The following is a 23,752-nucleotide window of genomic DNA, read 5'->3' as shown; positions in this document are numbered from 1 at the left end:
GAACGTCGTCGAGGCAGCTGCCATGCCCGACGGAGCCAAATCCTCGCCGCTGAAGCGGGCGTTGGTCTACGCGCTCCTGACCGCCGTGAGCTTCATCATGCTCTATCCGTTGCTGTGGATGGTCTCGAGCTCCTTCAAGCCAGAAAACGAGATCTTCGCGACGACATCGCTAATACCGCAGGAGTTTACGCTCGATGCCTACCGACGCGGTTGGAATGGCCTGAGCGTCAGCTTCGGCCACCTGTTCCTCAACTCGCTGCTGATCTCGGTCCTGGTCGTCATCGGCAACCTGATATCGTGCTCGATGGCCGCCTATGCCTTCACGCGGCTGCAGTTCAAGGGACGCGGGTTCTGGTTCGCGCTCATGCTCGGAACCCTGATGATGCCGCAGCATGCGGTGCTGATCCCGCAATATCTGATGTTTCTCAAGTTCGGCTGGGTCAACACGATCATGCCGCTTGTCGTGCCGAAGTTCTTCGCCATCGATGCCTTCTTCATCTTCCTGATGGTTCAGTTCTTCCGCGGCATCCCGCGCGAACTCGACGAGGCGGCCATCATGGACGGCGCCGGGCCGTTGCGCATCTTCCTCAAGGTGATCCTGCCGCTTTCGACGCCTGTCCTGGCGACCGCCGCAGTCTTCTCCTTCATCTGGACCTGGGACGATTTCTTCGCGCCGCTGATCTATCTGAACGACATCGAGAAATACACGGCCCAGCTTGGCCTTCGAACCTTCGTCGATGCCACGGCGCAATCGGATTGGGGCGCTCTGCTTGCGATGTCGACTTTGACCGTATTGCCGATCTTCATCCTCTTCCTCCTGTTCCAGCGGCTGCTGATCGAAGGCATCGCGACGACGGGCATGAAGCGGTAGTGCCGCGAACAAAAACCACAGAACAAGCAATAGGAAAGGGGAGCCCCATGACGACGCTCGCTTTGAAGCAAGTCCAGAAGCGCTACGGTGCCGTCGAGGTCATCCGCGGCGTCGACCTCCAGATCGGCAGCGGCGAGTTCGTCGTTTTCGTCGGCCCGTCGGGGTGCGGCAAGTCCACGCTCTTGCGCATGATTGCCGGGCTGGAGCCCATCTCCGGCGGCGAGCTGGCGATTGGCGGCGCCAGGATGAATGAGAAGACAGCCTCCGAGCGCGGCATCGCCATGGTCTTTCAGTCCTATGCCCTCTATCCGCATATGAGTGTCTACAAGAACATGTCGTTCGGCCTTGAAACCATGCGCATGCCAAAGCCCGAGATCGATCAGCGGGTGCGCAAGGCCGCCGAAATCCTGCAGATCACGCAGCTGCTCGAACGCAAGCCAAAGCAGCTGTCGGGCGGCCAGCGTCAACGCGTGGCCATCGGCCGCGCCATCGTGCGTGATCCGAAAATCTTCCTGTTCGACGAACCCTTGTCCAACTTGGATGCCGAGCTTCGCGTGCAGACCCGTGTCGAGATTGCAAAGCTCCACGCCGATATCGGCGCCACGATGATCTACGTCACCCATGACCAGGTCGAAGCCATGACACTGGCTGACCGGATCGTCGTGCTGCGCGCCGGCCGGATCGAGCAGCAGGGAACGCCGCTCGAAATCTACAACAGGCCGGTCAACCGCTTTGTCGCCGGCTTCATCGGTTCGCCCAAGATGAATTTCCTGGATGTTTCCGTGGTGGGGCGCCGCGACGACGGTGTTGTCATCGGTCTTGCCGGTGCCGATGTCGCGGTGCCGCTGGTCGAGAGAGCCGAGATCGGGGCGACCCTCAGTCTTGGCGTTCGCCCGGAGCATATCAGGGCCAACAGCGCGGGCGGCATCCATCTGGGGACATTGACGATCACCCATATCGAGCATCTCGGCGGCCAGACCATCGTCTATGGGCGTCTGCCCGACAAGCAGGCGCTCATCGTCGCCATGGAAGGCCAGACACTGCTTGGCACGGGCGAAACGCTGAGCGTCAGCATCGCGCCGGAACATTGCCATCTCTTCGACGCCGAAGGGCGCAGGCTTGCCGACTAGGCTCAGGCAAAAACGGAACCAAAGGGAGGAATTCATGATCAATCGACGCGAACTTCTACGCAACGGCCTGCTGCTCGGCGGAGCGGCTGCATTTTCGCAGCTTCCGCTGCGGACCGCATTTGCCGACAGCGCCACGATGCGGCTCTACTGGTGGGGCACGCCTGCGCGCGCCGAGCGCACCCTTGGCGTCGCCCGGCTGTTTGAAGCCGCCAATCCGGATGTCAAGATCAACGGCGAAGTCGGCGGCAACGACTATTGGTCGAAACTGACGACGATGCTTGTTGGCGGCAATGCCCCTGATATTTTCCAGCTCGAGCCTGGCCGATTTGCCGACTATGCGCGCCGTAACACCACGCTTCCGCTCAACGATTTCCTCGGCAAGTCCATTCGCACCGACAAGCTCGCGCCGGGTGTGCTGGAGCTTGGAACCGTTGACGGCAAGGTGGCGGGCATGCCGCTGTCGCTCAACGCGTTCGCATTGTTCTATGACACGGAAGCCTTCAAGCAGGCCGGGCTCAATCCGCCGGGGGCCGCGACCACGTGGGACGAGTTCGCCAAACTTTGTGTCGAACTGACCAAGGCGATCGACCGCAAGAACGTTTGGGCGGTCGGCAACGCATCACGTTACACCTATGCCTTTGATGCATTCTTGAACCAGCGCGGCAAGCGATTGTACGGCGAGGACGGCAAGATCGGTTTCGATGTCAACGATGCCAAAGACTGGTATGGCTACTGGGAGAGCCTCGCCAAGAACGGCGGCTGCGTGTCGGCCGAAGTTCAGTCGATGGACCAGATCCAGGTCGATTCAAACCCGCTGGCAACCGGCAAGGCCGCTATGGCCATCGCGTTTTCGAACCAGCTTCTCGGCTACCAGTCGGCGATGAAGAACCCGCTAGGGATCACCACCTTGCCGGTGACGGATCCATCAGGACCGTCCGGCCTGTTCTACCGGCCGGGTCTGCATTTCGGCATTGCAAGCACCTGCGAAAATCCGGAACTTGCTGCCCGGTTCATTGACTTCTTCGTCAACGATATGGCTGCCGGCAAGGTTCTCGGCGTCGAGCGCGGCGTTCCCGTCAACACCGACGTCAAGGGCGCGGTCGTTCCGCTGATCGACGACGTGTCGAAACGGACGGTCGACTACATCTCGTCGATTGCCGGCCGGGTCGGCGCCTATCCTCCGCCAGTGCCGGTCGGCGCCTCCGAATTCGACACACGCGCCTTCCGGCCGCTGGCAGACAAGGTGGCCTTTGGCCAAGTGACGCCCGCAGAAGCGGCTGATCAGTTGGTTGCGGAAGGCGGCCGAATTCTCAAGGGCTGATCGTCTCGCGACGATAGTGGCCGCTTCGCTTGTCGAAATCGCCTATGCGCCCAAGTGCGCCGCCGAAGGAGGTCGGCGGCGCACAGAAATCGAAGCTTTCGGGAGAGGACCATGCTTGGCAGACGCGAATTTTTGCAATTGGGGTTGTTGTTCGGGGGCGCGGCAACGTTTTTGCAATCGCCGTTGCGCTCGGCACTGGCGGATAGCGCAACGATGCGCCTCTTCTGGTTCGGTTCTCCCGCACGCGCCGAGCGCACGCTTGGTGTTGCCAGGTTGTTCGAGGCCGCAAATCCCGGCGTGAAGATCAATGGCGAGGTTGGCGGCAACGACTATTGGTCGAAGCTGGCGACGATGCTGGCCGGTGGCAATGCGCCCGATATTTTCCAGCTCGCGCCAAGCCGCTTTGCCGACTACGCCCGCCGCAACACCCTGCTTCCGCTCGGCGATTACCTGGGAAGCGTAATCCGTACCGACAAGTTGATGCCCGGCGTCCTCGATCTCGGGGCGGTCGACGGCAAGGTCGTCGGCATGCCCCTGTCGTTGAATGCGTTTGCTCTGCTTTACGACAGTGTCGCCTTCGACGAGGCCGCCATTGCGCCGCCCGGACCGACGACGACCTGGGACGATTTTGCCAGGCTCTGCATCGACATCACCAAGGCGATCGGCCGGAAGAATGTCTGGGCGGTCGGCAACGGCGCGCGCTACAGCTATGCCTTCGAAGCGTTTCTCGTTCAGCGCGGCAAGCGACTGTACGGCGAAGATGGCCGGATCGGCTTCGATGCCACCGATGCCAGCGACTGGTACGGCTATTGGGAAAGTCTGGCGAAGAACGGCGGCTGCGTGTCGGCCGAGGTCCAGGCAATGGACAAGCTTCAGATCGATTCCAATCCGCTTTCAACCGGTCACGCGGTGATGGCGATCGCCTTTTCCAACCAGTTGCTCGGCTATCAGGCGCTCGCTAAGAACAGGCTGGGGATCACCTCGCTACCGATCGCCGACGCGGCGGGACCTTCCGGCCTGTTCTACAAGGCGAGCCTGCATTTCGGGATTGCCAGCACCTCGAGGCAGCCGGAGCTTGCAGCCCGGTTCCTCGATTTCTTCATCAACGACCTCGCGGCCGGCAAAATTCTCGGCGTGGAACGCGGCGTGCCGATCAACCTTGATGTCAGGGAGGCGGTGACGCCTCTTGTCGACGATGTCTCGAAACGATCGGTGGACTACATTTCCTCGATAGCGGGACGGGTGGGCGCCTTTCCGCCCCAGGTTCCGATCGGGGCCTCCGAGCTGGAGGAACGCGTGTTCCGACCGATCGCCGACCAGGTTGCCTTCGGCCAGCTGACGGTCGCTGCAGCCGGCGAGGAGCTGGTCGCGCAGGCAAACCGCATCCTCAGGAGCTGACGTTTCCAACGGCTCGCCCTGGGCCCTGCACCATAAGCCTCCCAAGACAGGAATGGCCAATGACAGATGGCATATACCCCGACAGCCTGTTCCATCCGTGGTGGGGCAATGAACTGCGCACGCGGGCCGATGTCGAGCGCGCGCTGAAATCGCTCTGCGACCCGGCCGAATCCTACCGGTCGGCCGGTGGCGCGCGGTTGCGGTTCGACGCGACCGCTGCGCATTTCGATCAGGCGGCAGCCGATCTCGAGGGCTTCTCGCGGTTGTTGTGGGGGCTGGTGCCGGCGCAGGTCGGCGGTGCCGACTGGATCGACTGGAAGCCGATCGCACGCGGTCTTGCGTGTGGCACGGATCCGCACCATCCGGAATATTGGGGGCAGCCGACGGATCGCAACCAGCGCCTCGTCGAGCTCGCGGCAATCGGCTTTGCGTTGCGTCTCGTGCCGGACAAACTCTGGGCTCCTCTTGAGCCAGATGAGCGCGAGAACGTCGTCGCCTATCTCAAGTCAGGGCATGCCTGCCGGTTTTCTGAGAACAACTGGAAGTTCTTCCGGCTGCTCATCAGCCTGGGGCTGGATGCGGTCGGCGCCGATCACGATCAGGGTTTGGACCAGGCCTATATCGACGAAATCGAGACCTTCTATTTCGGTGATGGCTGGTACAGCGACGGTGACGCGCGCCGCGCCGACCACTACATTCCCTTCGCCTTTCATTTCTACGGGCTCATTCTTGCCGTGCTCGACGGCCGCGCCTACACGCAGCCCTATCGCGAGCGTGCGCGTCTCGCCGCCGGCGATATGACGCGTTGGTTTGCCGATGATGGCGCCGCATTGGCGTTTGGCCGGTCGATGACCTATCGCTTTGCCATCGCCGGTTTCTTCGGCGCTCTGGCATTCGCCGGCGAGGAGGCGCTGCCGTGGGGGCAACTGAAGGGCTTCTATCTGCGCAATCTGCGCTGGTGGGCCAAGCAGCCGATGGCGTCGAGAGACGGCATCCTGCCGGTTGGTTACGCTTACCCGAACCTTCTGATGTGCGAGACCTACAACTCACCGCAGTCGCCCTATTGGGCCTTGAAGGCGTTTCTGCCGCTGGCCTTACCGGAGCAACACCCCTTCTGGAGCGCTGAAGAGGCGGATTGCCCACCGCGCGCCGACGTCGCCGTGCACGTGCACACGGGCATGATCATCAGGAACCCTCCTGGTGATGCCATCGCGCTTTGCGGTGGCCAGCAAACGGGTCCGCAAAACACCTGGGCACGGTTCGGTGCCGAGAAATACAGCAAGTTCGTCTATTCCGCCCGCTACGGTTTCAGCGTGGAAAGTGACCCCAACCGTTTCGCCGACGCTGTCCTGGACGGCATGATCGGATTCAGCAGCGACGGTCTCCAGTTCCATGTCCGCCAGGCCAACGAGCAAGTGCTGATCGCCGATGACGTCCTCTACGCGCGCTGGCGGCCCAATGGCGACATCCTGGTCGAAACCTGGCTCTACTGTCATGGCGATTTCCATGTCCGCACCCATCGCGTCTGGGCCGAGCGAGCGGTCCTAACCAAGGAAGGCGGCTTTGCGATCGCCCGAAGCGATCGGCTTGCCGATGCACTGGAAGGTGAAGCTGGCAACGCTGTTGTTGCAACTCCGCACGACCTGTCGGCGATCGTCGATCTCGGCTCGTCGGTCATCCGTGCCGGCAAAGCGCATATCGCCCAGCCGAACACCAACCTGATTGCCGGAAGGACGCTGGTGCCGCAGTTGACGGCAGAGATTCCCCGGGGAACGAGCACACTTTTTGCAGCCGTCCTGGCGAGCGCCGATCCGGCCGCCGGGCGCAGCACGCTGACGCGCTTGCCGCCGGCCCCCGACCTGCCAGCGCTTGAAGCCCTGATCAAGGCAAACGGCCGGCCGGTCACCCTTATGAGCAGAAATACGAGTGCCTGACCGGCGGTTGATGCCGGCCAATTTTGCAAGTCGAGGAAAAGAACTGATGGATATTCGCCAAGCTATACATTTCGAACAGGCCGAGACGCTCGACACCGAGGGGCTGCGCCGCCATTTCCTCGTCGAGGATCTCTTCGCAGCCGGCGAAATACGCGCCGCCTACAGCCACTATGACCGCCTGGTTCTGCTCGGCATCCGGCCGGAGGCCACGCCGCTTGCCTTCAGCGCCGAGCTTGCAAAATCCGCTGGCGTTGCCGATTTTCTCGAGCGTCGGGAACTGGCAGTCGTGAACCTTGGCGGTGGCGCAGCCAGAATATCTGCCGATGCAGAAGACGACCATGTCATTGCGCCTTTCGAGGCGCTCTACATTGGCAAGGGGGCGAAGGGCGTATCGTTTGCCGCAGTGGACGAGGCATCGCCTCCAAGGCTCTACGGTGTTTCGGCGCCCGCGCATGCCAGCCACCCCAGCCGCAAGATCACCCAGGAAGAAGCTTCGCCACAGGCGCTTGGAACGACCGAGGCCGCCAACAAGCGCACCATCTACAAATATGTCCATGATGGCCTGTTGCCGACCTGTCAGCTCATGCTCGGCATCACGCGCTTCGAGCCCGGGAGCGTCTGGAACACCATGCCTGCGCACCTTCACGATCGGCGGATGGAAGCCTATCTCTATTTCGACATGCCGGAAGATCGTATGGTCGTCCATCTCATGGGGCGGCCCGAGGCGACGCGCCACCTGATCGTTCGCAACGAGCAGGCGGTCATCTCGCCCCCGTGGTCGATCCACAGCGGCAGCGGCACGGGATCCTATGCCTTCGTGTGGGCAATGGCAGGCGATAACCAGTCCTTCGCCGACATGGATTTTGTGGCAATGGAGAACCTGCGATGACCGAGATTGCGGATCTGTTCGGCCTTTCCGGCAAGTGGGCGCTGGTCACAGGCGCCCGCGGAGGGCTGGGACAGGCGATGGCTTTGGCGCTCGCGAAGGCAGGGGCCGACATCGTGGGCCTCGGGTCGACGCCGATGCCGGAAACCAGAGAGTTGATCGAAGCTGCCGGACGCCGATTCGTCGGCATCCAGGCGGATCTTTCGCAACCCAACGATTTTCGCTCTCTCGTCGGCGAGATCGAAGAGCAAGCCGGGCCAATCGATATCCTGGTCAACAATGCCGGAACGATCAGGCGTGCCGATCTGCTCGACTACTCCGAGGCTGATTGGGACGTGGTGACGAACGTCAACGAGAAGAGCCTGTTCTTCCTCAGCCAGGCCGTTGCGCGCGGCATGGTTTCGCGTCGCTTCGGCCGCATCATCAACATCGCATCGCTGCTCTCCTTCCAGGGGGGCATCCGGGTTCCGGCCTATACCGCCTCCAAGCATGCGGTGGCGGGGCTGACGAAGCTGATGGCGAACGAACTGGGTGCATCCGGTGTCACCGTCAATGCGATCGCACCCGGCTATATGGAAACTGACAACACCGCGGCCCTGCGAGCGGATCCGGAGCGACAGAGGCAAATCCTCGAACGTATTCCCGTCGGGCGATGGGGCGTTCCTGAAGATCTGGCGACCGCGGTCCTGTTTCTGGCAAGTCCGCATGCATCCTATGTGACTGGAGCTATCATTCCGGTGGATGGAGGATGGCTCGCGCGGTGATGGCACTTCGATCGTTAGGACAGTCGCTATGTCGAGCGTGACGCGAGATCGGCATCGAGGATCTGGAGGGTGAGAAAATCATCTCGTTCTCGCGACAGAACCTGTCTTACACGGAGCGCTCCGAGAAGTTCGAGGAGTACAATCTTTCGACGAACGTCACTTACAGCTGCGACGACACCTTCTCGCTACAACGCCGCGCGTCTTATTAGACGCGCAAAGGTCGCTGTAGCACTTTGAATTGCTGCATGTTTTTATCCTTAAATCGAATACGACGTTGGCCGTCGAGTGGTTTCTAGCTTAAGATGGCATCTGCTATACGCCGAGGTTGGCACTGCCCAACAGGCAGCAGATGACGGTTCCACCTTGAACAGTCTGGTGTAGCAGAGGTGCGACGTTCGGATCATCACCATTGACGGTATTTGCCCGGCACTTCGCGTTATTGGTGGGAGTTGATTCATGCGTTCGCCAGATATGACCGGAATATCCCGACCCCCGCGCTGGGGGTTGGCCGCAAAGCTGTTTACGACGCTCGTCCTGCTTGGCGCCGCCGCGATCCTGGTGACCGGTGTACTCGGTTACTTCCGTGCCCGTGACGCCATCGAAAAAGCGGTTTTCGACCAACTCACGGCCGCCCGTCAGAACAAGACGCGTCAAGTCGAAACCTATTTTCGCACCATCGCAGCGGAACTGCGCCTGCTCGCCGCCTCCAAGATGGTGGTTGATGCGACGCGCGAATTCCGGATTGCAGTCGACCAGCTCGATCGCGCAGGCGTACAGCCTGACCTTCGGCAGAAGGTCCAAGATTGGTACGCTGCGAACTTCATCCCGCAGATGACGAGTATCCTGGGAAGGCAACCGGAGCTGTCCGACTATCTGCCGGTTGGTGGCGCTCCGTACTATCTGCAGTATCACTACATCGTGGAAAATCCGAACCCGGCGGAGCGACGCAAGCTTCTCGATGATGCCGGTGATGGCAGCGAATACACCAGGCTGCATGCCACCTATCATCCATTGATGCGCGCAGCCGCCTCGATGGTCGGTTTCTTCGATTTCATGATTGCTGATCCCAAGTCGGGTCGCCTGATCTACACAGTCCAGAAAGAACTCGATTTCACCACGTCCCTGCAATTCGGCCCCTACCGCCGCTCCAACGTCGCAGCCGCTGTTGCTCGCTGCGCAGAGCCCGCCGCGCAATCGGCCATCTGTCTCGAGGATTTCGCTCCTTATGCACCGACCGGTGGAGCACCAATTGCCTTCATGGGAGCCCCGGTGATTGATAAGGGTGTCGTCATCGGGGTGTTGGTGGCGCAACTGTCAAACGAGGAAATCGACAACGTTGTCACTGGTGGTCGTCGGTGGCGACAGGAAGGGTTCGGCGACACGGGTGAGGCCTATTTCGTTGGGCCTGACCTTCTGGTGCGCTCTGGCCCGCGGACCTTCTACGAGAACCGGGAGGCGTACTTCGCAGAACTCAAGTCTGTCGGCGCCTCGGACGAGGAGATCGCCGCCATCCAGCGTTACGGCACGCCGGTGATGCATCAGCGCATCGACACCGAAGCAACTCGGGCAGCACTTGCCGGTGTCGAGAACACCGGCGAGATCATCGGATACCGAGGTGTGCCGACACTCGCTTCGTGGGGCCCGCTCGAGATTCCCGGCGTCAGGTGGGCTCTCGTTGCTAAAATTGATAGCGCCGAGGCGTTCGCGCCGATCGCCCGGCTCCGCCAGGAGCTGCTGATCGTCGGGGGATTGGCGCTCTTGGCGGTGGCTGTGACCGCCGCATGGCTTTCGCGCACATTGCTCGGACCGCTGCGTGAACTCACTGCCGGAGTGAAAAGCTTCGCGGCCGGCGACTATGAAGCCAGCGTGCCGGTTCGCACGCGCGATGAGGTTGGCCAACTCTGCTTGGCCTTCAACGGCATGGTCGAGACTCTGCACCAAAAGAATGTCGTGATCGAGAACAAGAATCGCGAGAACGAGGAACTGCTCCTCAACGTGCTGCCGGCTCCGATCGCCAATCGGCTGCGCGGTGGCGAAGCTGGGATCGCCGACGGCTTCGCCGAGGTGACCGTCGCCTTCGCGGATCTGGTTGGCTTCACGGCTCTGTCATCGGAGATGCCGCCACACGAGGTCGTCACGTTTCTCAATGGGCTATTCACGCGCTTCGATGTCGCTGCCAATGAACTCGGAATCGAGAAGATCAAGACGCTTGGTGACGCCTATATGGCGGTTTGTGGCTTGCCCGAGCCGGTGGCCAACCACTCCGAGCGGATGGTGCGCATGGCCATCCGCATGGTTCACATTACCAGAGAGCACGCGATGGAGAACAACGTCTCGATGAAGCTCAGGGTTGGCGTCAATACCGGGCCGGTCGTGGCCGGCATCATCGGCAAGAGCAAGTACATCTACGACCTGTGGGGTGATACGGTGAACCTTGCCAGCAGGATGGAATCAGGCGGCGTGCCCGACGCGGTTCAGGTGACGCGCCCCGTCTACGAAAAGCTCAAAGACCACTTCGTCTTCGAGCCGCGCGGCCCTATCGAAGTCAAGGGCAAGGGCAAAGTAGAGGCCTGGCTGTTGAGGTTGTAATGCCGATCCGGCCATATACGGCCTGCCGACCAGGTGGAAGCGATACGGGAACGCGTCCGCAATTTCTCGCCGGCATGAACGCGTACGTCTCAACCTAATGGCTGCGAATTTGGAATGTCTTTGACCTTTATGGCCTTCGCGCGGAGATGATGTAGCTGGAATACTCCAACCCGCGTCCTTCTCAGTCGCGTTGGCGGAACGCCTTGGCCGCCATCACTACCGCGACTGCCGGGATGTTGTCCGTCAGCCCTTCTTTCCGTTCGATGCCATCTGTATGCCGGCCGCGCGTCCGCCGCTCGGAACCACGACGATCTGCCTGACCTTGCCTTCTTTGAACGCTGTGAGGAAACGCTTGTAGTCCTTGAAGGCGACGCAGCCGTGCGATTCCGCCCGGCCGCTGCGCAGCAGGTAGCTGTGGGTCAGGAAACCGTCTCGGCCGTGCTTGTTCTTTCCGTCGACAGGCAGCATGCGGACCGCCTCGACCCCATGGAAGCGCGTTTCGCGCATCTTGAGATTGTAGGTGTGCGGTGGGGTCGGTCCGGTCATCTTGACGTTTACGTAACGCGGATTGTCGGCCATCTTGCCGATGCCGGAATGGGCTTCGAGCACGCTGCCGTCGGGCATATAGACCTTCGCGGCGGTGATGTCGTAGACCGCGACGCCATTTCCTGCGCGGGCACCACCGCCGAATAGGTTGCGCAGTGCGCCGAGGCCACCGCCCGATCTTTTGTCCGCCGGATTGTCCGGCCGCACAAAGGCAAGCTGTTGCTGCTTTGGCGTTTCGCGTTCTTCGGCCTTCGGCGCTGCGTCGTCCTTGGCTCGCCGGGTCTCGGGTTTCTCTGTTTCAGCGGTAGGCTTTTGGGCTTGATCTCCGCCGGGACGGAACTGCGGCTTCGGTCCCGAAGACGGCGTGTCCTCGTAGTCTGGCAGGGCAACGGCCTCATCTTCGGCGTTCGGGTCCGGCGAGGCCGCGAGGTCGTCCTCCATTGGTACCGTCAGCAACGCCGAAAACACAGCGCTGTCCGTTGCGCTCTGAGAGGGGGCCGCATAGGCCAACGAGACCAAGGGCTTGTCGGTTGCTACGGCGCGCGGCGGCCCGAACCGTTCCGGCGCAGGCGCGTCAAGACTGGCGATCGCGCGGCCTGGCGTGACGGAATGAGAGGCCCTGAAGTGGCTGGCGAGCTGCTCGGATGTCAATGCCGCCTGCTTCGCACCGGAACTGAAGCGTGCAGCCTTGCCACTCGTCTCGGCATCTCCAAAGATATCGGCCCTGCGGGGGAGTTTCCCTTCGGCGCCGCTGAGGCTTGCGAGCACGACGGGCTCGGCCACGGCGACCAGCCTCGGCGTCTGTTCGACCCTTGCCTGCTTGACCCACGGGCGCTCTTTTTTGTGCTGCGCCGCATAGAGTTGTGGTTTGGGCAGGAGGTTGCCCGAACCGTGACCGAAATAGCTGCCCATCGCGACTGCACCCACGAGGGATCCCGCGGCCGCGCCGGCAAGGGCGATGCCGCAACAGGTGATCAGCAGTGGACGCAACAGACGGCGCAAAGACTGTGAACGAACGACCTTACTCAAACGCATCTCAAGCCAGTAAATCTCGCAAACGCTTTCGGGCCGACGAGCGACCACCGCTGCGCAATTTCCCGGATTGTCCCCTTTTTGACGACGGATCGACAAAGAATGAACAAGTATGGTTAAATTTTGCTTTCCATGAATCTCACTAGATTAAAACTGGCATCAAGGCGTCCGTTCCCGGCCGTCAAGTGGGTTTGCCGGGTGATCGGCGGCTGGCTACTGAAGTGGGTTAGGGTGCCGGGTGTAGCCCCAGCAAGGACTACACCCGGTGCGTACTCTTCAATCAGGCTACAGCACCGCGCGTCTTATCTGACGCGCAAAGGTCGCTGTAGCCCTTTGAATTGCTGCATCTTTTTATCCTTAAATCGAACAGGATTTAAGGAAACATGCAGTAGGCGACGGTTTCTATCGAGGCCGACGTGAAGGGACGGATCGGCGCGTTAGTTGAGGGGAATTGCATTATCCCCCTTGCTGGCTTGATAGACAGAAGAGAGGTCGTCGTATTTGCGGCCGATTGCAGTTGCTCTTTCCTTCAAAAGCGAATGCTGCGGTTCCGGAACTCCGTCGATCAGCCCCATGATCGACTGTCCTTTCCAGAATGAATTCGTCCGATTGTAGCCCCCTGGCTCCAGCGTGAAGACTTCCTTCAGGATCTTCAAATCGTGCGGAATGGAAAACGCATCCCGGGAATCCTCGTGGCTGAAGAAGTAAAAGAAGTTGTCGAAGCCTGCCCAGGTGATCGCCGAAAGGCACATCGAGCACGGCTCATGGGTCGACAGGAAGATGAGGTCCGTCGTATCCGGCCGCTCGGATCCGGTCATCTCATAGAAGCGCTTCAGGGTGTGAACCTCCCCGTGCCACAACGGGTTCTCGGTTTCGTTGTTGGTTTCGACGAGCACAGTGGAAAGGTCCGATTTCCGCAGCAGCGCCGCTCCGAAGATCTTGTTGCCGGCCGCGACGCCGGCCTCCGTGGCGGGGATGATGCCAGCCTCCATGGCTGTCAGCAGGGCGTCGAGCAGACGCGTCGTTTCGATTTTTTCTGACATTCTTTATCTCCTTGAAATGTCGGGAAAAGGTCGGTCCGGATCAAGGTTTAGACTTCGATCCGGAACGTGCTTTCAAAGCAATACTCAGTGAGCGCCCTCAGGGATCATCGGTATTTCGATGCCTTTTTCGTCATAGAGCTTGCCGTTGAGGAAGTAGTCGCCGTCGCGAAGCCGGACGATGTCCTTGTAGCGGATCGTCCGTTCTGTCCCCGCCACGAACACTGACTGCTGATCCGCATTTCCTGCTTTGAAATGGTTGAACAGCAGGTTGAGGACGATCGCCATCAAAGCAGCGGAACTGATGCCGGAATGAAAGATCGTCGCAACCCAGGCCGGGAAGTGCTCGTAGAATCCCGGTGACGCGATGGGGATCATGCCGAAACCGATCGACGTCGCGACGATGATCAAGTTCATGTTGTTGTGGTAGTCGACCTTGGAGAGCGTGCGTATGCCACTTGCCGCGACCGTACCGAAAAGGACGATGCCGGCCCCACCGAGAACGGAACTTGGCACCGCTGCAACAACGCGTCCCATGACCGGCAGAAGGCCGAGGGCGACGAGAAAAAGACCGCCGGTCGCTACCACATAGCGGCTCTTCACGCCGGTTACGGCGACAAGCCCGACGTTCTGGGCAAAGGCACTCTGTGTGAACGAACCGAAGATCGGCGCGAGAATGCTCGACAGCATGTCGGCCCGAAGCCCATCGCCTAGGCGGTGAGAATCAACCTTCGTTTCGACGATCTCGCCAACGGCGAGAATGTCGGCTGATGTCTCCACGAGCGTCACGATGATGACGATCAGCATCGAGACGATGGCGGCGATCTCGAAGGTGGGATAGCCGAAATGGAATATTGTCGGCAGGGCGAAGAGGGGGCCATTTCCGACTTGCGAAAAGTCGGTCATGCCAACGGCATAGGCGATGCCCGTTCCGATCACGAGCGCAAGCAGGATGGAGAGCCTTGAAACCGATGCGCTTCCAAGTTTGCTGAGCAGGAGAACGATGGCGAGCGTTGTGGCGGCCAGCTGGATATTTGCCGGGCTTCCGAAATCGGGTGAACTGTTGTTGCCGCCCATAGCCCAGAACGCGGCGACCGGCATCAGCGTCAGTCCAATGGTGGTGATGACGATACCGGTGACTAGGGGTGGGAAGAAACGGGTAATCCGTGAGAATACGGGCGTGATCAATAGCCCGATCAACGACGCAGCGATGACGGCGCCGAGAATAGACGGTATTCCCCCATTGCCGGAAATCGCCACCATTGTTGCAACCCCCGAGAACGAAACGCCCTGCACAAGCGGCAGACGGCTCCCGAAGAATGGCAATCCCAATGTTTGCAGGATGGTGGCCAGACCGCCGGCAAAAAGCGACGCCGTCACCAGGAGGCCGATGTCACTTGGGCTAAGCCCCGCCGCCTGTCCGACAATAAGGGGTACGGCGACTATGCCGCCGTACATCGTCAGAACGTGCTGTAATCCATATGCGATATTGGCGCCGATGCTGAGTTTTTCGTCTTCCGGGCGCCTGCTTGATGCACTTCCCTCTTTTATAATTGCCAAGGTAAACTCCTCCATACCTTTGCTGCGTTGCGTTTTGAGTTGAACCCCATTTCGGTCAGGCATGTCGGGCATAGCCATCGGGGCGCTGGCCTATGCCGAGCATGGGCTCATGCCTGAATGAGAGATCGTTGCCGCTTACCGTCGACGTTGCTGGAACGCGCACGAGAGACTTGTCGTCGTGCGACAGGGGCGGGGTGTCCGAACCGGTTTTCAGGAGCAGTGCCCAGCGGCGCTGCGCGCTCTAAGAGGTGAACCGGATCATCGAAGAGACCGAGCGGCAAGGCAGTTTCGCCACCCTCGATCGAACGGATCCTGGTTCCGCGAACGAAATCGAGGCTGCCGATAATTTTATGGATACCCTGGGACCGAGCAATGACTGTGAAACGCTTCGAGTGGACGTCGACCAGCTCTGATGCGACCACGTCGCTCTTGGCAGGGGACTTGCGACGGGCGTCAGACTGGCGCGTATTGCGGCAAATAACGCAATGAAAGCCATAGACTAACCGACCATCGGGTGAGGTCTTCCAATCATGCTCAAAGCAAAAAATATTACCAAAGGGAAGTTCGGTTTCCATGCCCCCACCAGCTCCATAGTTGAACTGGCAATTGGCCAGTTTCGCTAGGACCCTGTTCCAGGAGGTGCGAACTCCGGATCGTCATCAACGTGGGTTGAACGGGGCAATTCTTGCGAGGCACAGGCCTACGCTTCAATTAACGATGCAATGTTTTTACAGATACTGTCAAGGGGCCAAGGAGACGTTATCGCTTATCGAGATCGTTCCTTCACGAGATCGATGAAGGCGCGTAGTTTGGCGGGCGCGTGCCGGCGCCCGGGGTAGTAGAGGCTGAGGCCGGGATAGGCCGGGGTCCAGTCATCCAGCACCTGGATCAGCCGTCTCGCCGCCAGATCCTCGGCGACCAGGTCTTCCGTGATCAGCAACAGGCCGACGCCGGCGAGAACCGCCTCGTGCATCAATGCGGTTTCGTCGAGCGTCAGGACGCCGGGAACGTCAATCTCCACCGCCTCGCCGCGCTTCTCGAATTCCCAGCGATAGATCGAACCGGAGGCCATGCGCATGCGGATGCAGACATGGCGCAGCAGGTCGGCGGGCACGCGCGGCTGTTCGCGGCCCGCAAAATAGGCGGGCGACCCGACGACGATGGAACGGATCGTCCGGCTGAACGGCACGGCGATCATGTCCGCCGGTAGGCTCTCCTGAAGGCGGAAGCCGGCATCAAATCCTTCCTCCACAAGATCGATCAGCCGATTGTCGGTCACCAGCTCGACCTTCATCTCCGGATAGCGCCGGAGATATTCGAGGATCAGCGGCGACAGGATCATCCGCGCTGCGCCGAGCGAGGTGTTCAGCCGCAGCGTGCCGGAAGGGCGCTCGCGGTGCTGATCGACATTCTCGATGGCGGCGTGGATTTGCGAAAGGGCCGGAGCGACCTCCGCGATGAACTGCTCGCCCGCCGCCGACAGCGAAACGCTGCGGGTGGTGCGATCGAACAGGCGTACGCCAAGCCGCGCCTCGAGACCCGCGACCGCGTGACTGAGGGCTGAGGAGGACATGCCAAGGTCGCGGGCGGCGGCGCGAAATCCACCGCGTCGGGCCACCGCCACCACGGCTTCCAGTTCAATCAGGCCGCTGCGATTCATTGCGCTGGTTTCCGGGACAGTTTGCGTCTCTTTCACGGTCTTATACACGCAATCGGAAGGCGCTACATCCTGGTTTCAACAGGAGAACGACTATGCGCGATATCAACGAAATCTACATCGATGGCGCCTTCGTCACGCCGCACGGGACTGAGCGGTTCCAGCTTTTCAACCCGACTACCGAACAAGCGATCGGCGCGGTGCGCCTGGGCGACGTCGAGGATGCCCGCGCCGCAATTGCTGCTGCGAAACGCGCGCTGCCGGCGTGGTCGCAGACCAGCAAGGAGGAGCGGATCGCCCTGTTGCGGCGTTTCCATGATGCGGTCGCCGCCCGGTTCGACGATCAGCTCGACGCCATCGTCGAGGAATACGGCGCGCCGAAGAGCCGCGCCGGTTGGATGGTGAACATGGCGGCCACTGCCTTTCTGGAGGCGGCGGAAACGCTTGAGGCTTATGATTTCAACCAGACCATCGGCCGTGCGGACGTGCGCATGATGCCCTTGGGCGTCGTCGCCGCCATCACGCCCTGGAACAGCAATGCCTCCTTCATCTGCGGCAAGATGGCGATGGCTATCGCCGCCGGCTGCACCATCGTGATCAAACCCAGCGAAATGAGCGCAATCCAGACCCGGATCGTCACCGAGGCGCTGCATGAGGCTGGCGCTCCTGCAGGTCTGTTCAACATCGTCACCGGACGGGGCGATGTCGTCGGCGCGGAGTTCGCCTCTCATCCCGACGTCGCCAAGGTGACGTTCACCGGCTCGACTGCAGTTGGACGGTCGATCCTGCGATCCGCAGCCGAGACGATGAAACGCGTGACGCTGGAACTCGGCGGCAAGGGGCCGCAGATCATCCTTGATGACGCAGATCTCGATGAGGCGATCCCGGTGGTGGTCGCGTCCGGATTCATGAACAGCGGCCAGGCTTGCGTGGCGGGGACGCGGGTTCTCGTTCCGGAAGGCAGAATGGCAGAGATCCTGGCGAGACTGAAGGCCGAGGTCGAGGCGGTCCGCGCCGGCGATCCGACCAACCCCGAAGTGTCCGTTGGCCCAATGGTCAGCCGGAAGCAGTGGGACCGGGTGCAATCCTATCTGAAGCTTGGACAGGAGGAAGGCGCGACGCTGCTGGTCGGCGGCGAGGGCCGACCTGAAGGCCTTGAGCGCGGCTGGTTCGTGCAGCCGACCGTCTTTGCCAACGTCACCAACGACATGCGGATCGCGCGCGAGGAAATCTTCGGACCCGTGTTGAGCGTGATCGGCTACGCCACGGAGGAAGACGCTATCGCCATCGCCAACGACACGACCTACGGCTTGCAATCCTATGTCCTGTCGTCCGATCCCGTGCGGGCGCGACGGGTTGCCGCGCGCCTGGAGGCCGGGCGAGTCGTCATCAACGGAGCACCCCACGAGCCCCTGGCACCCTTCGGTGGATTCAAGCAGTCAGGCATCGGCCGTGAACGCGGCGTCGTGGGCCTGGAGGCTCAACTTGAGCCCAAGGCGATCCTTGGCTGAGGCAATCGGTGGCGTCTCTCGAGGTCTGTCTCGACATCGAGAGACGCTGATCGTCCTGCTCGACGCCTATCTTTCGGAAGCCGCCGGAACAGATTTCTTCGCAAGCGGCGATGACGCCGTCTCCAGCTACCAATGGTCAGCCGCAGCAGGCGAACATTGACCACATTGGCGTTCAGCTTCATGTCAGCGGTTGCATCCATGGTGCTCGAAAAGGAGCACTTTGGATGAAGCTTGGATCCGTAAGACTAATCCTGTGGGCGACCCTCGCGGCCGCATTGATCATCGGCGGGTACCTCGGCGTTATCCAGCTTTCCGGGAACTTCCACGAGGTTGTTCCGGGCGAGCTTTACCGTTCGAACCAGCCGACATCGGCACAGATCGCCGACTACACCAAGCGATATGGCATCAAGTCGATCGTCAATCTTCGTGGTGTCGACAACGGCGCGGCTTGGTATCGCGATGAGGTCGCAACTGCCGCAGCGCTCGGTCTGAAACATGTGGACTTCAAGATGTCCGCGAGCCACGAGATGACACTCGATCAATCCTTGAACCTCGTATCGCTGTTGCGCGATGTTCCCAAACCGGCCCTCATTCACTGCCGGTCAGGCGCCGACCGCACGGGGCTTGCTTCGGTCATCTATCTTCAGCAAATCGCCAAGGCCGACGAAGAGACCGCCGAAGAACAGCTGTCGATACGCTTCGGGCACATCGGGATCCCCTACCTTTCCCCCAGCTACGCAATGGATGAGAACTGGGAGATGTTGGAGAAGGTCTTCGGCCTCGCCGGTTAGGGCATTTCCAGGAAAAGTGCCAAGCGACGTTCCGTGAGGAAATGTTTGGAAACAAAGAGATGGAGCATTTCTTTCACACCGCTTGAATCGGAAGCGCTCTAACCGGCACTCTCCTCGGGGCGGGGCAGATAACGCCTGGCGATCATCCAGCAGATCGTTGCCCATGTCGCACCCGCACACCAACCGCCAAATACATCTGTCGGATAGTGAACGCCGAGGTATATCCGGCTCAATCCGACCATCAAAGTCAGCGCCAGGGCCACGGCGATGACGTAGAGACGCGTGGCGCGGTTCGATTGGACCCGCGAGAGAAGCAGGCCCAACGTCAGATAGGTAACCGCAGACAGCATCGCATGCCCGCTTGGAAAGCTGAGATCATGGACATCGACCAGGTGGGGCACGATGTCGGGTCGAGGTCTCGCAACCCCGATTTTCAGAAGCGTGCTCAGCAACCATCCACCCAGAACCGAGAGCAGTACGAACATACCGGTGGCGCGACGCGAAGCGAGAACCAGATAGCCGACTGTAACGATAGTGACGAGGGTCAGTACGGTGGTGCCACCGAGGCTGGTGATGTCGGTGACCACATGCGTCAACCATCCGGGCCCGATGGGAGCGGAGAGGTTGCCGGGCTGGCGCAGCGCGCGCAGGATCGCCTCATCGAACGCGCGCGTTTCTCCCTCGACCACCTCGCTCGTCAGCCTAATGAAGACAAAGGCGCCTCCGGATGCCAGTGCAAAGGCGGCGATGCCTAGCGGCCCATACGCCCTCATGCGTCTGTAAAACCGTTCGGTTAGCGCGGCGATCTTGGACAAGGCGGGCTCCCTCTGGGTTAAAGGCGCACGGCGGCCTCGAAGCCGCCCAACCTCCCGGTCGCAGGAGATTGGAGTGCCAGGCTGCCGTTCATCTGCTCGACGAAGCGCTTGACGATCGACAGCCCAAGTCCAGAGCCGGCCGCTTGCGTTGGTCCGCGCGTGAAACGCCTCGTCAGGCCCGCCAATGTCGGTTGATCGAGGACGGCGCTTTCATTGACGACGCGGATGCCATCACTGCCGAAATAGACATCGACGCCACTGCCTGGCGGGCTGTGGACCAGTGCATTCTCAAGCAGGTTGCGCACGACGATCGCGAAGGCATCCGGGCGGATTTGCCGTTCGAGGCGCGCCCCATCCGGCGCATGAAGTACGATGCGCCCCGCGCCCAACGCAGATCGCCCGATGTCTTCGATGACAACCTGCAGGACCGGGAAGAGGTCCGTTTTTTCGTCCGACACGCCGATGCCTGCTTCAGCGCGCGACATCTGCAGCAGTTTTTCCGCCAGCCGCCCCAGATGTTGAAGCGATCGTTCGATCTGTCCGACACGGGCAGACAGCGAAGGCGGCACCTCCGCGAGCAGCCGTTGGGTCTGCGCCAGCGCGCCGGCAATCGGTGTGCGCAACTCGTGTGCGCTGTTGGCGGTGAATTCCCGCTCGGATTCGAGTACGGCCCGCAGTCGATCCAGCAGCAAGTTGACGGAGCGGGCGATCGGGCGAAGCTCGACCGGGAGCCCGGCTTCATCCACCGGGACCATGTTGCCACCATCCTTGGTGCCGATATCGTCGCGCAGCCCTTCAATTGGAGACAGGGTCATACGGACGACGAGGATGATGGCAATGATGCTGGCGGGAATGAGTGCCAGGATCGGGAAAAAGAGCGCCATTCCCCCCTCGATTGCAGCCTCGCGCCTATTGTCGAGGGAGTCCGCCACTTGGATGTAGAATGAGCCGTCCGCGGTCCCGGCCGTGTATATCCGGTGCGTATCGTTCTGCGAGAAGCCGACCTCGAGGGGGGCCGGGAAGGGCTCGGCAGGCGCATCCCTCGATTTCAACAGGATCTGCCCGTCCCGACCGCGAACCTGGTAGACAAGATACTCGCGGTTGCTGGCTGCTTTTTCTGCCGGGCGTCGTAGCGCATCGCCCGCATCCCGCCCGGCCAGATCGTCGATGACGATCGGAAGCAGGCGTTCGGCGGTTTCCTGAATGCCGCTATCGAATATCTCGGAAAACTCGTCCTGCATGATGAGGATGCCAAATCCCATGGCGACGAGCCAGAAAACCGCGACGACGCTTGTGATCGCGACGACGAGCTTGCGGGTCATGCTTGGTTTCTGGAACATGGTCACTCACTTGATGCAGTAGCCCACACCCCGAACGGTTTCGATACGGTCATGGCCGATCTTTTTTCGCAGCCGGCTGATGTAGACCTCGACCGTGTTACTTTCGATTTCGGCGCCGAAGGCGTAAAGCTCCTCGTGAAGCTGAGCCTTGGACACAATCGCTCCGGGTCGGGCCGCCAGCTTGTCCAGAACTGCCCATTCGCGGGCGCTCAAGAGCTGGATTTCGTTGTCCACCACCACGTTTCGGTTGATCTGGTCTATCTCGATCCCTGGTAGGCGAATGGTCGAGGTTGGCTTGCCGGCATAGCGCCTCGATACAGCCAGCATGCGCGCAGTCAACTCGTCGAGGTCGAAGGGTTTGACGAGATAGTCGTCTGCCCCGCTGTTAAGTCCCTCGATCCGATCGGATACCTGATCGTGCGCTGTCAGGATGATGACCGGCGTTGCATCCTGACGTGAGCGTAAAGACCGGAGCAATGATAGTCCATCTCCATCCGGCAATCTCAGATCGAGAAGGATAAGCCCGTATTCGACCGTCCCCGTTGCCGACATCGCATCAACGACGCTTAAGAACCAGTCTACGGCATGGCCCGCGGCGGCGACGTGATCACGCAGCGCCTCCCCCAGGACCTGATCGTCTTCCACAAGCAGAACGCGCAAGCTATCACCCGCCACAGAACAACCTCTGCCTATTGTTGCCCATAGGCATGCGTCAAGTCGATTGTTTTTCGATCGGGCGGATTGCTCATGAGGCCATGGCTCCCTTGCCTGCCGAAAAGGCGCCGAGTTGTGGATCGTAGGCTGCGGGATCCCTGGCATGAACCCGAAGGGCGCGAGACGATGGAAGCCATCGTCTCCGGGCAGGGTGCCCGGCAGCCGGCGCCCTTAGAGCGAAGTCTTCGGTTCGCGAAACGCACCGTGCTTCTTGAAGTGGCTGACCAATGCGGTCGCCATGCCGACAAGCGCCATCAGGGCAGCGAGAACAAGCAGATAGGATCGCCGGTGCTCAAGGTTCTCGGCGATGGCGAACCGATACATTTCCGTTGCGAGGATGGCGAGCAGAGCGGCTGAGACAGTCGAATAATCCTTGGCGACGACGCGTTTGAAATTGAATGACATCCCGTCGATCGAGTGACGGAAGTTCTCAAGCCGCAGCGCCCAGCGCGGCACGTCTCGACAATAGGCGCGATAGGCTTCGCCGAACTTCTGCTCCAGGAAAACTTCCTCGGCATAGACGATGCATTGGTACATGAAGGCAAACAGGCCAACGCCAATCGCAATGACCAGCGGATTGCCGTGCAGCAGGAAAATGCCGGTATAGACGAGCATGTTGCCCACATAGAGCGGGTTTCGGCAGACGCCGAACATGCCTTCGGTGACCAGGTCCTTTGCGTAGACCCTCTTGTTCAACCCGCCGCGCTTAATGTAGGCGTAGCCCACCACGACCATGCGTAATGCCAGCCCGGCGAGAACAACAGCAATGGCGGCCGCGGTCTTCAGCAGGTTCGCTGTCCCGCTGCCCCACATTTCGGTTGACGGCGGCACCAGGATGAAGAGTGCCAGGATGATGGCCGGGAAGACCTGGTTGCGGTATCGGAAGAAGAAATTGCCGAGCTGTATCATTATCGTCTTCATGTCCGCGCCCTACTTGACCGCGACGATGCCGCAGAAATTGTACCAGCGGAAAAAGACTTCGACGCTGCGGAAGCCCACTTCTTTCAGCAGTTGCAGGTTTTCCTCCAGGCGATAGGGGATCAAGACGTTCTCCAGGGCTTCGCGCTTCTTGGATATCTCGATCTCGGAGTAGCCGTTGCGCCGCTTGAAATCGTAGTAGTGCTGGATGAAGAGCCGGTTGAAGGTCGTATCTTCACCCGTCAGCTTCTCGACCAGAAGCAGGCAGCCTCGATCGTTGAGAGCTTGATACATCATGCGCATCACGCGTTCGCGGTAGAGCGGACGAATGAACTGCAGCGTCAGCAACATGGTGACGACGCTCGCATTGTCCATGTCCACGCCCTGATGGAGGTCGGCGACCTTGAGGTCGATCTGCCTGCGGGGTGCCGATGCGTCTATCTTCTGGCGCGCCTTGTCGAGCATGTCGGGCGCATTATCGATGCCGACGAAGCGAACGCTCGGCTCGATGACGCCGTCGAGGCTTAGAAGGGTCGTGGCTGTGGAGCAGCCGATGTCATAGAGGTTGGTGTCGGGTTGCGCGAAATCACGCGCAAGCTCGCACACCATGCGCTGCATTTCCTCGTAGTAAGGAACGGAGCGACCGACCATGTCGTCGAACACATCCGCAACCGTTGCGTTGAAGGCGAAATCCCCGACCTGTTGGTCGTCACGGGCAAAGACCTCGTCCTTCCTGCTGGAGCGAAGATGCAGATGTTGTGCCTTGTTGGCCATGGGTCGCAATCCGATTGATACCTTGCGTCATGACCTTCATCGCGGGCGATGAAGGTCTACCGACATTCGCAACAGGCCATTCGAACCTGACATGAACCTGAACGATGGTTGATCCCCCGCATCGGATCATTCCGGCAGGAGAACCCGACCGCCGACCTTGT

Annotated in this window: 21 protein-coding genes and 1 pseudogene; 12 read left to right on the top strand and 10 right to left on the bottom strand. The window is 60.6% G+C overall.

Going from position 1 to position 23,752, the window contains the following annotated elements:
* Window positions 1–22 precede the first annotated feature (22 nt).
* The 9 genes and pseudogenes from ASD52_RS26235 to ASD52_RS26200 all read left to right on the top strand — a co-directional run bounded on the left by ASD52_RS26235 (window position 23) and on the right by ASD52_RS26200 (window position 10,893).
* The gene (locus ASD52_RS26235) at window positions 23–871 is read left to right on the top strand and encodes a carbohydrate ABC transporter permease (protein ID WP_057207328.1); all 849 of its coding nucleotides are present in this window, start codon (window positions 23–25) and stop codon (window positions 869–871) included.
* A gap of 47 nt (window positions 872–918) precedes the next feature.
* Window positions 919–2,001: a sn-glycerol-3-phosphate ABC transporter ATP-binding protein UgpC gene (ugpC, locus tag ASD52_RS26230; protein ID WP_057225896.1), complete on the top strand. Its 1,083-nt coding sequence runs from the start codon at window positions 919–921 to the stop codon at window positions 1,999–2,001.
* Between the two features lie 34 nt (window positions 2,002–2,035).
* Window positions 2,036–3,322 (top strand): sugar ABC transporter substrate-binding protein, encoded by a 1,287-nt coding sequence (locus ASD52_RS26225; RefSeq protein ID WP_057207190.1) that lies wholly within the window; start codon window positions 2,036–2,038, stop codon window positions 3,320–3,322.
* Between the two features lie 111 nt (window positions 3,323–3,433).
* Window positions 3,434–4,720 (top strand): ABC transporter substrate-binding protein, encoded by a 1,287-nt coding sequence (locus ASD52_RS26220; protein ID WP_063978356.1) that lies wholly within the window; start codon window positions 3,434–3,436, stop codon window positions 4,718–4,720.
* Between the two features lie 59 nt (window positions 4,721–4,779).
* On the top strand, window positions 4,780–6,654 hold the full coding sequence (locus ASD52_RS26215; protein WP_057225894.1) for a DUF2264 domain-containing protein: 1,875 nt from the start codon (window positions 4,780–4,782) through the stop codon (window positions 6,652–6,654).
* Between the two features lie 46 nt (window positions 6,655–6,700).
* The gene (gene kduI / locus ASD52_RS26210; protein ID WP_057225893.1) at window positions 6,701–7,543 is read left to right on the top strand and encodes a 5-dehydro-4-deoxy-D-glucuronate isomerase; all 843 of its coding nucleotides are present in this window, start codon (window positions 6,701–6,703) and stop codon (window positions 7,541–7,543) included.
* A complete protein-coding gene (gene kduD, locus ASD52_RS26205) occupies window positions 7,540–8,304 on the top strand; it encodes a 2-dehydro-3-deoxy-D-gluconate 5-dehydrogenase KduD (protein WP_057225892.1) in 765 nt (254 codons plus the stop codon). The genes kduI and kduD overlap by 4 nt, the downstream gene beginning before the upstream one ends.
* A gap of 32 nt (window positions 8,305–8,336) precedes the next feature.
* A pseudogene (locus ASD52_RS40350) lies at window positions 8,337–8,492 on the top strand (transcriptional regulator); the annotation flags it as partial.
* A gap of 268 nt (window positions 8,493–8,760) precedes the next feature.
* Window positions 8,761–10,893, top strand: a complete 2,133-nt coding sequence (locus tag ASD52_RS26200) for an adenylate/guanylate cyclase domain-containing protein (protein ID WP_244497520.1) — start codon at window positions 8,761–8,763, stop codon at window positions 10,891–10,893.
* A gap of 243 nt (window positions 10,894–11,136) precedes the next feature.
* On the opposite strand, the gene ASD52_RS26195 is transcribed toward ASD52_RS26200, so the two are convergent.
* The 5 genes from ASD52_RS26195 to ASD52_RS26180 form a co-directional block, all read right to left on the bottom strand.
* Window positions 11,137–12,468, bottom strand: coding sequence for a DUF2778 domain-containing protein (locus tag ASD52_RS26195; RefSeq protein WP_244497519.1), 1,332 nt, complete (start codon window positions 12,466–12,468; stop codon window positions 11,137–11,139).
* Window positions 12,469–12,908: 440 nt separating this feature from the next.
* A complete protein-coding gene (locus ASD52_RS26190) occupies window positions 12,909–13,514 on the bottom strand; it encodes a nucleoside deaminase (protein ID WP_057225889.1) in 606 nt (201 codons plus the stop codon).
* An 84-nt stretch (window positions 13,515–13,598) separates the two neighbouring features.
* A complete protein-coding gene (locus ASD52_RS26185; RefSeq protein ID WP_107026964.1) occupies window positions 13,599–15,086 on the bottom strand; it encodes a nucleobase:cation symporter-2 family protein in 1,488 nt (495 codons plus the stop codon).
* A 92-nt stretch (window positions 15,087–15,178) separates the two neighbouring features.
* Complete coding sequence (locus ASD52_RS38835; protein ID WP_156613039.1) at window positions 15,179–15,646, bottom strand: hypothetical protein; 468 nt, start codon at window positions 15,644–15,646, stop codon at window positions 15,179–15,181.
* Window positions 15,647–15,837: 191 nt separating this feature from the next.
* Window positions 15,838–16,731 (bottom strand): LysR family transcriptional regulator, encoded by an 894-nt coding sequence (locus ASD52_RS26180; RefSeq protein ID WP_057225887.1) that lies wholly within the window; start codon window positions 16,729–16,731, stop codon window positions 15,838–15,840.
* Between the two features lie 92 nt (window positions 16,732–16,823).
* Here ASD52_RS26180 and ASD52_RS26175 point away from each other — a divergent pair, with 92 nt between their 5' ends.
* The 3 genes from ASD52_RS26175 (at window position 16,824) to ASD52_RS26170 (ending at window position 19,030) form a co-directional block, all read left to right on the top strand.
* Window positions 16,824–18,239: an aldehyde dehydrogenase family protein gene (locus tag ASD52_RS26175; protein ID WP_057225886.1), complete on the top strand. Its 1,416-nt coding sequence runs from the start codon at window positions 16,824–16,826 to the stop codon at window positions 18,237–18,239.
* Window positions 18,232–18,399 (top strand): hypothetical protein, encoded by a 168-nt coding sequence (locus ASD52_RS38830; protein ID WP_156613038.1) that lies wholly within the window; start codon window positions 18,232–18,234, stop codon window positions 18,397–18,399. The genes ASD52_RS26175 and ASD52_RS38830 overlap by 8 nt, the downstream gene beginning before the upstream one ends.
* Before the next feature lie 64 nt (window positions 18,400–18,463).
* On the top strand, window positions 18,464–19,030 hold the full coding sequence (locus ASD52_RS26170) for a dual specificity protein phosphatase family protein (protein ID WP_057225885.1): 567 nt from the start codon (window positions 18,464–18,466) through the stop codon (window positions 19,028–19,030).
* 98 nt (window positions 19,031–19,128) lie between these two features.
* Here the strand turns inward: ASD52_RS26170 and ASD52_RS26165 are convergent, their stop codons facing one another.
* The 5 genes from ASD52_RS26165 to cmoA all read right to left on the bottom strand — a co-directional run bounded on the left by ASD52_RS26165 (window position 19,129) and on the right by cmoA (window position 23,591).
* Complete coding sequence (locus ASD52_RS26165; RefSeq protein ID WP_051509367.1) at window positions 19,129–19,803, bottom strand: phosphatase PAP2 family protein; 675 nt, start codon at window positions 19,801–19,803, stop codon at window positions 19,129–19,131.
* A gap of 59 nt (window positions 19,804–19,862) precedes the next feature.
* Window positions 19,863–21,185: a histidine kinase dimerization/phospho-acceptor domain-containing protein gene (locus ASD52_RS26160; protein WP_057225883.1), complete on the bottom strand. Its 1,323-nt coding sequence runs from the start codon at window positions 21,183–21,185 to the stop codon at window positions 19,863–19,865.
* A 6-nt stretch (window positions 21,186–21,191) separates the two neighbouring features.
* Window positions 21,192–21,845 (bottom strand): response regulator transcription factor, encoded by a 654-nt coding sequence (locus ASD52_RS26155; RefSeq protein WP_025430235.1) that lies wholly within the window; start codon window positions 21,843–21,845, stop codon window positions 21,192–21,194.
* Between the two features lie 225 nt (window positions 21,846–22,070).
* Complete coding sequence (locus tag ASD52_RS26150) at window positions 22,071–22,820, bottom strand: isoprenylcysteine carboxylmethyltransferase family protein (RefSeq protein ID WP_057225881.1); 750 nt, start codon at window positions 22,818–22,820, stop codon at window positions 22,071–22,073.
* A gap of 9 nt (window positions 22,821–22,829) precedes the next feature.
* Window positions 22,830–23,591 (bottom strand): carboxy-S-adenosyl-L-methionine synthase CmoA, encoded by a 762-nt coding sequence (gene cmoA / locus ASD52_RS26145; RefSeq protein ID WP_057225879.1) that lies wholly within the window; start codon window positions 23,589–23,591, stop codon window positions 22,830–22,832.
* Window positions 23,592–23,752 lie beyond the last annotated feature (161 nt).

The organism is Ensifer sp. Root142 (assembly GCF_001426785.1).
Classification (GTDB): domain Bacteria; phylum Pseudomonadota; class Alphaproteobacteria; order Rhizobiales; family Rhizobiaceae; genus Ensifer; species Ensifer canadensis.
The sequence above is the reverse complement of the archived record's forward strand: the minus strand, read 5'-3'. Positions and strand labels throughout refer to the sequence as shown.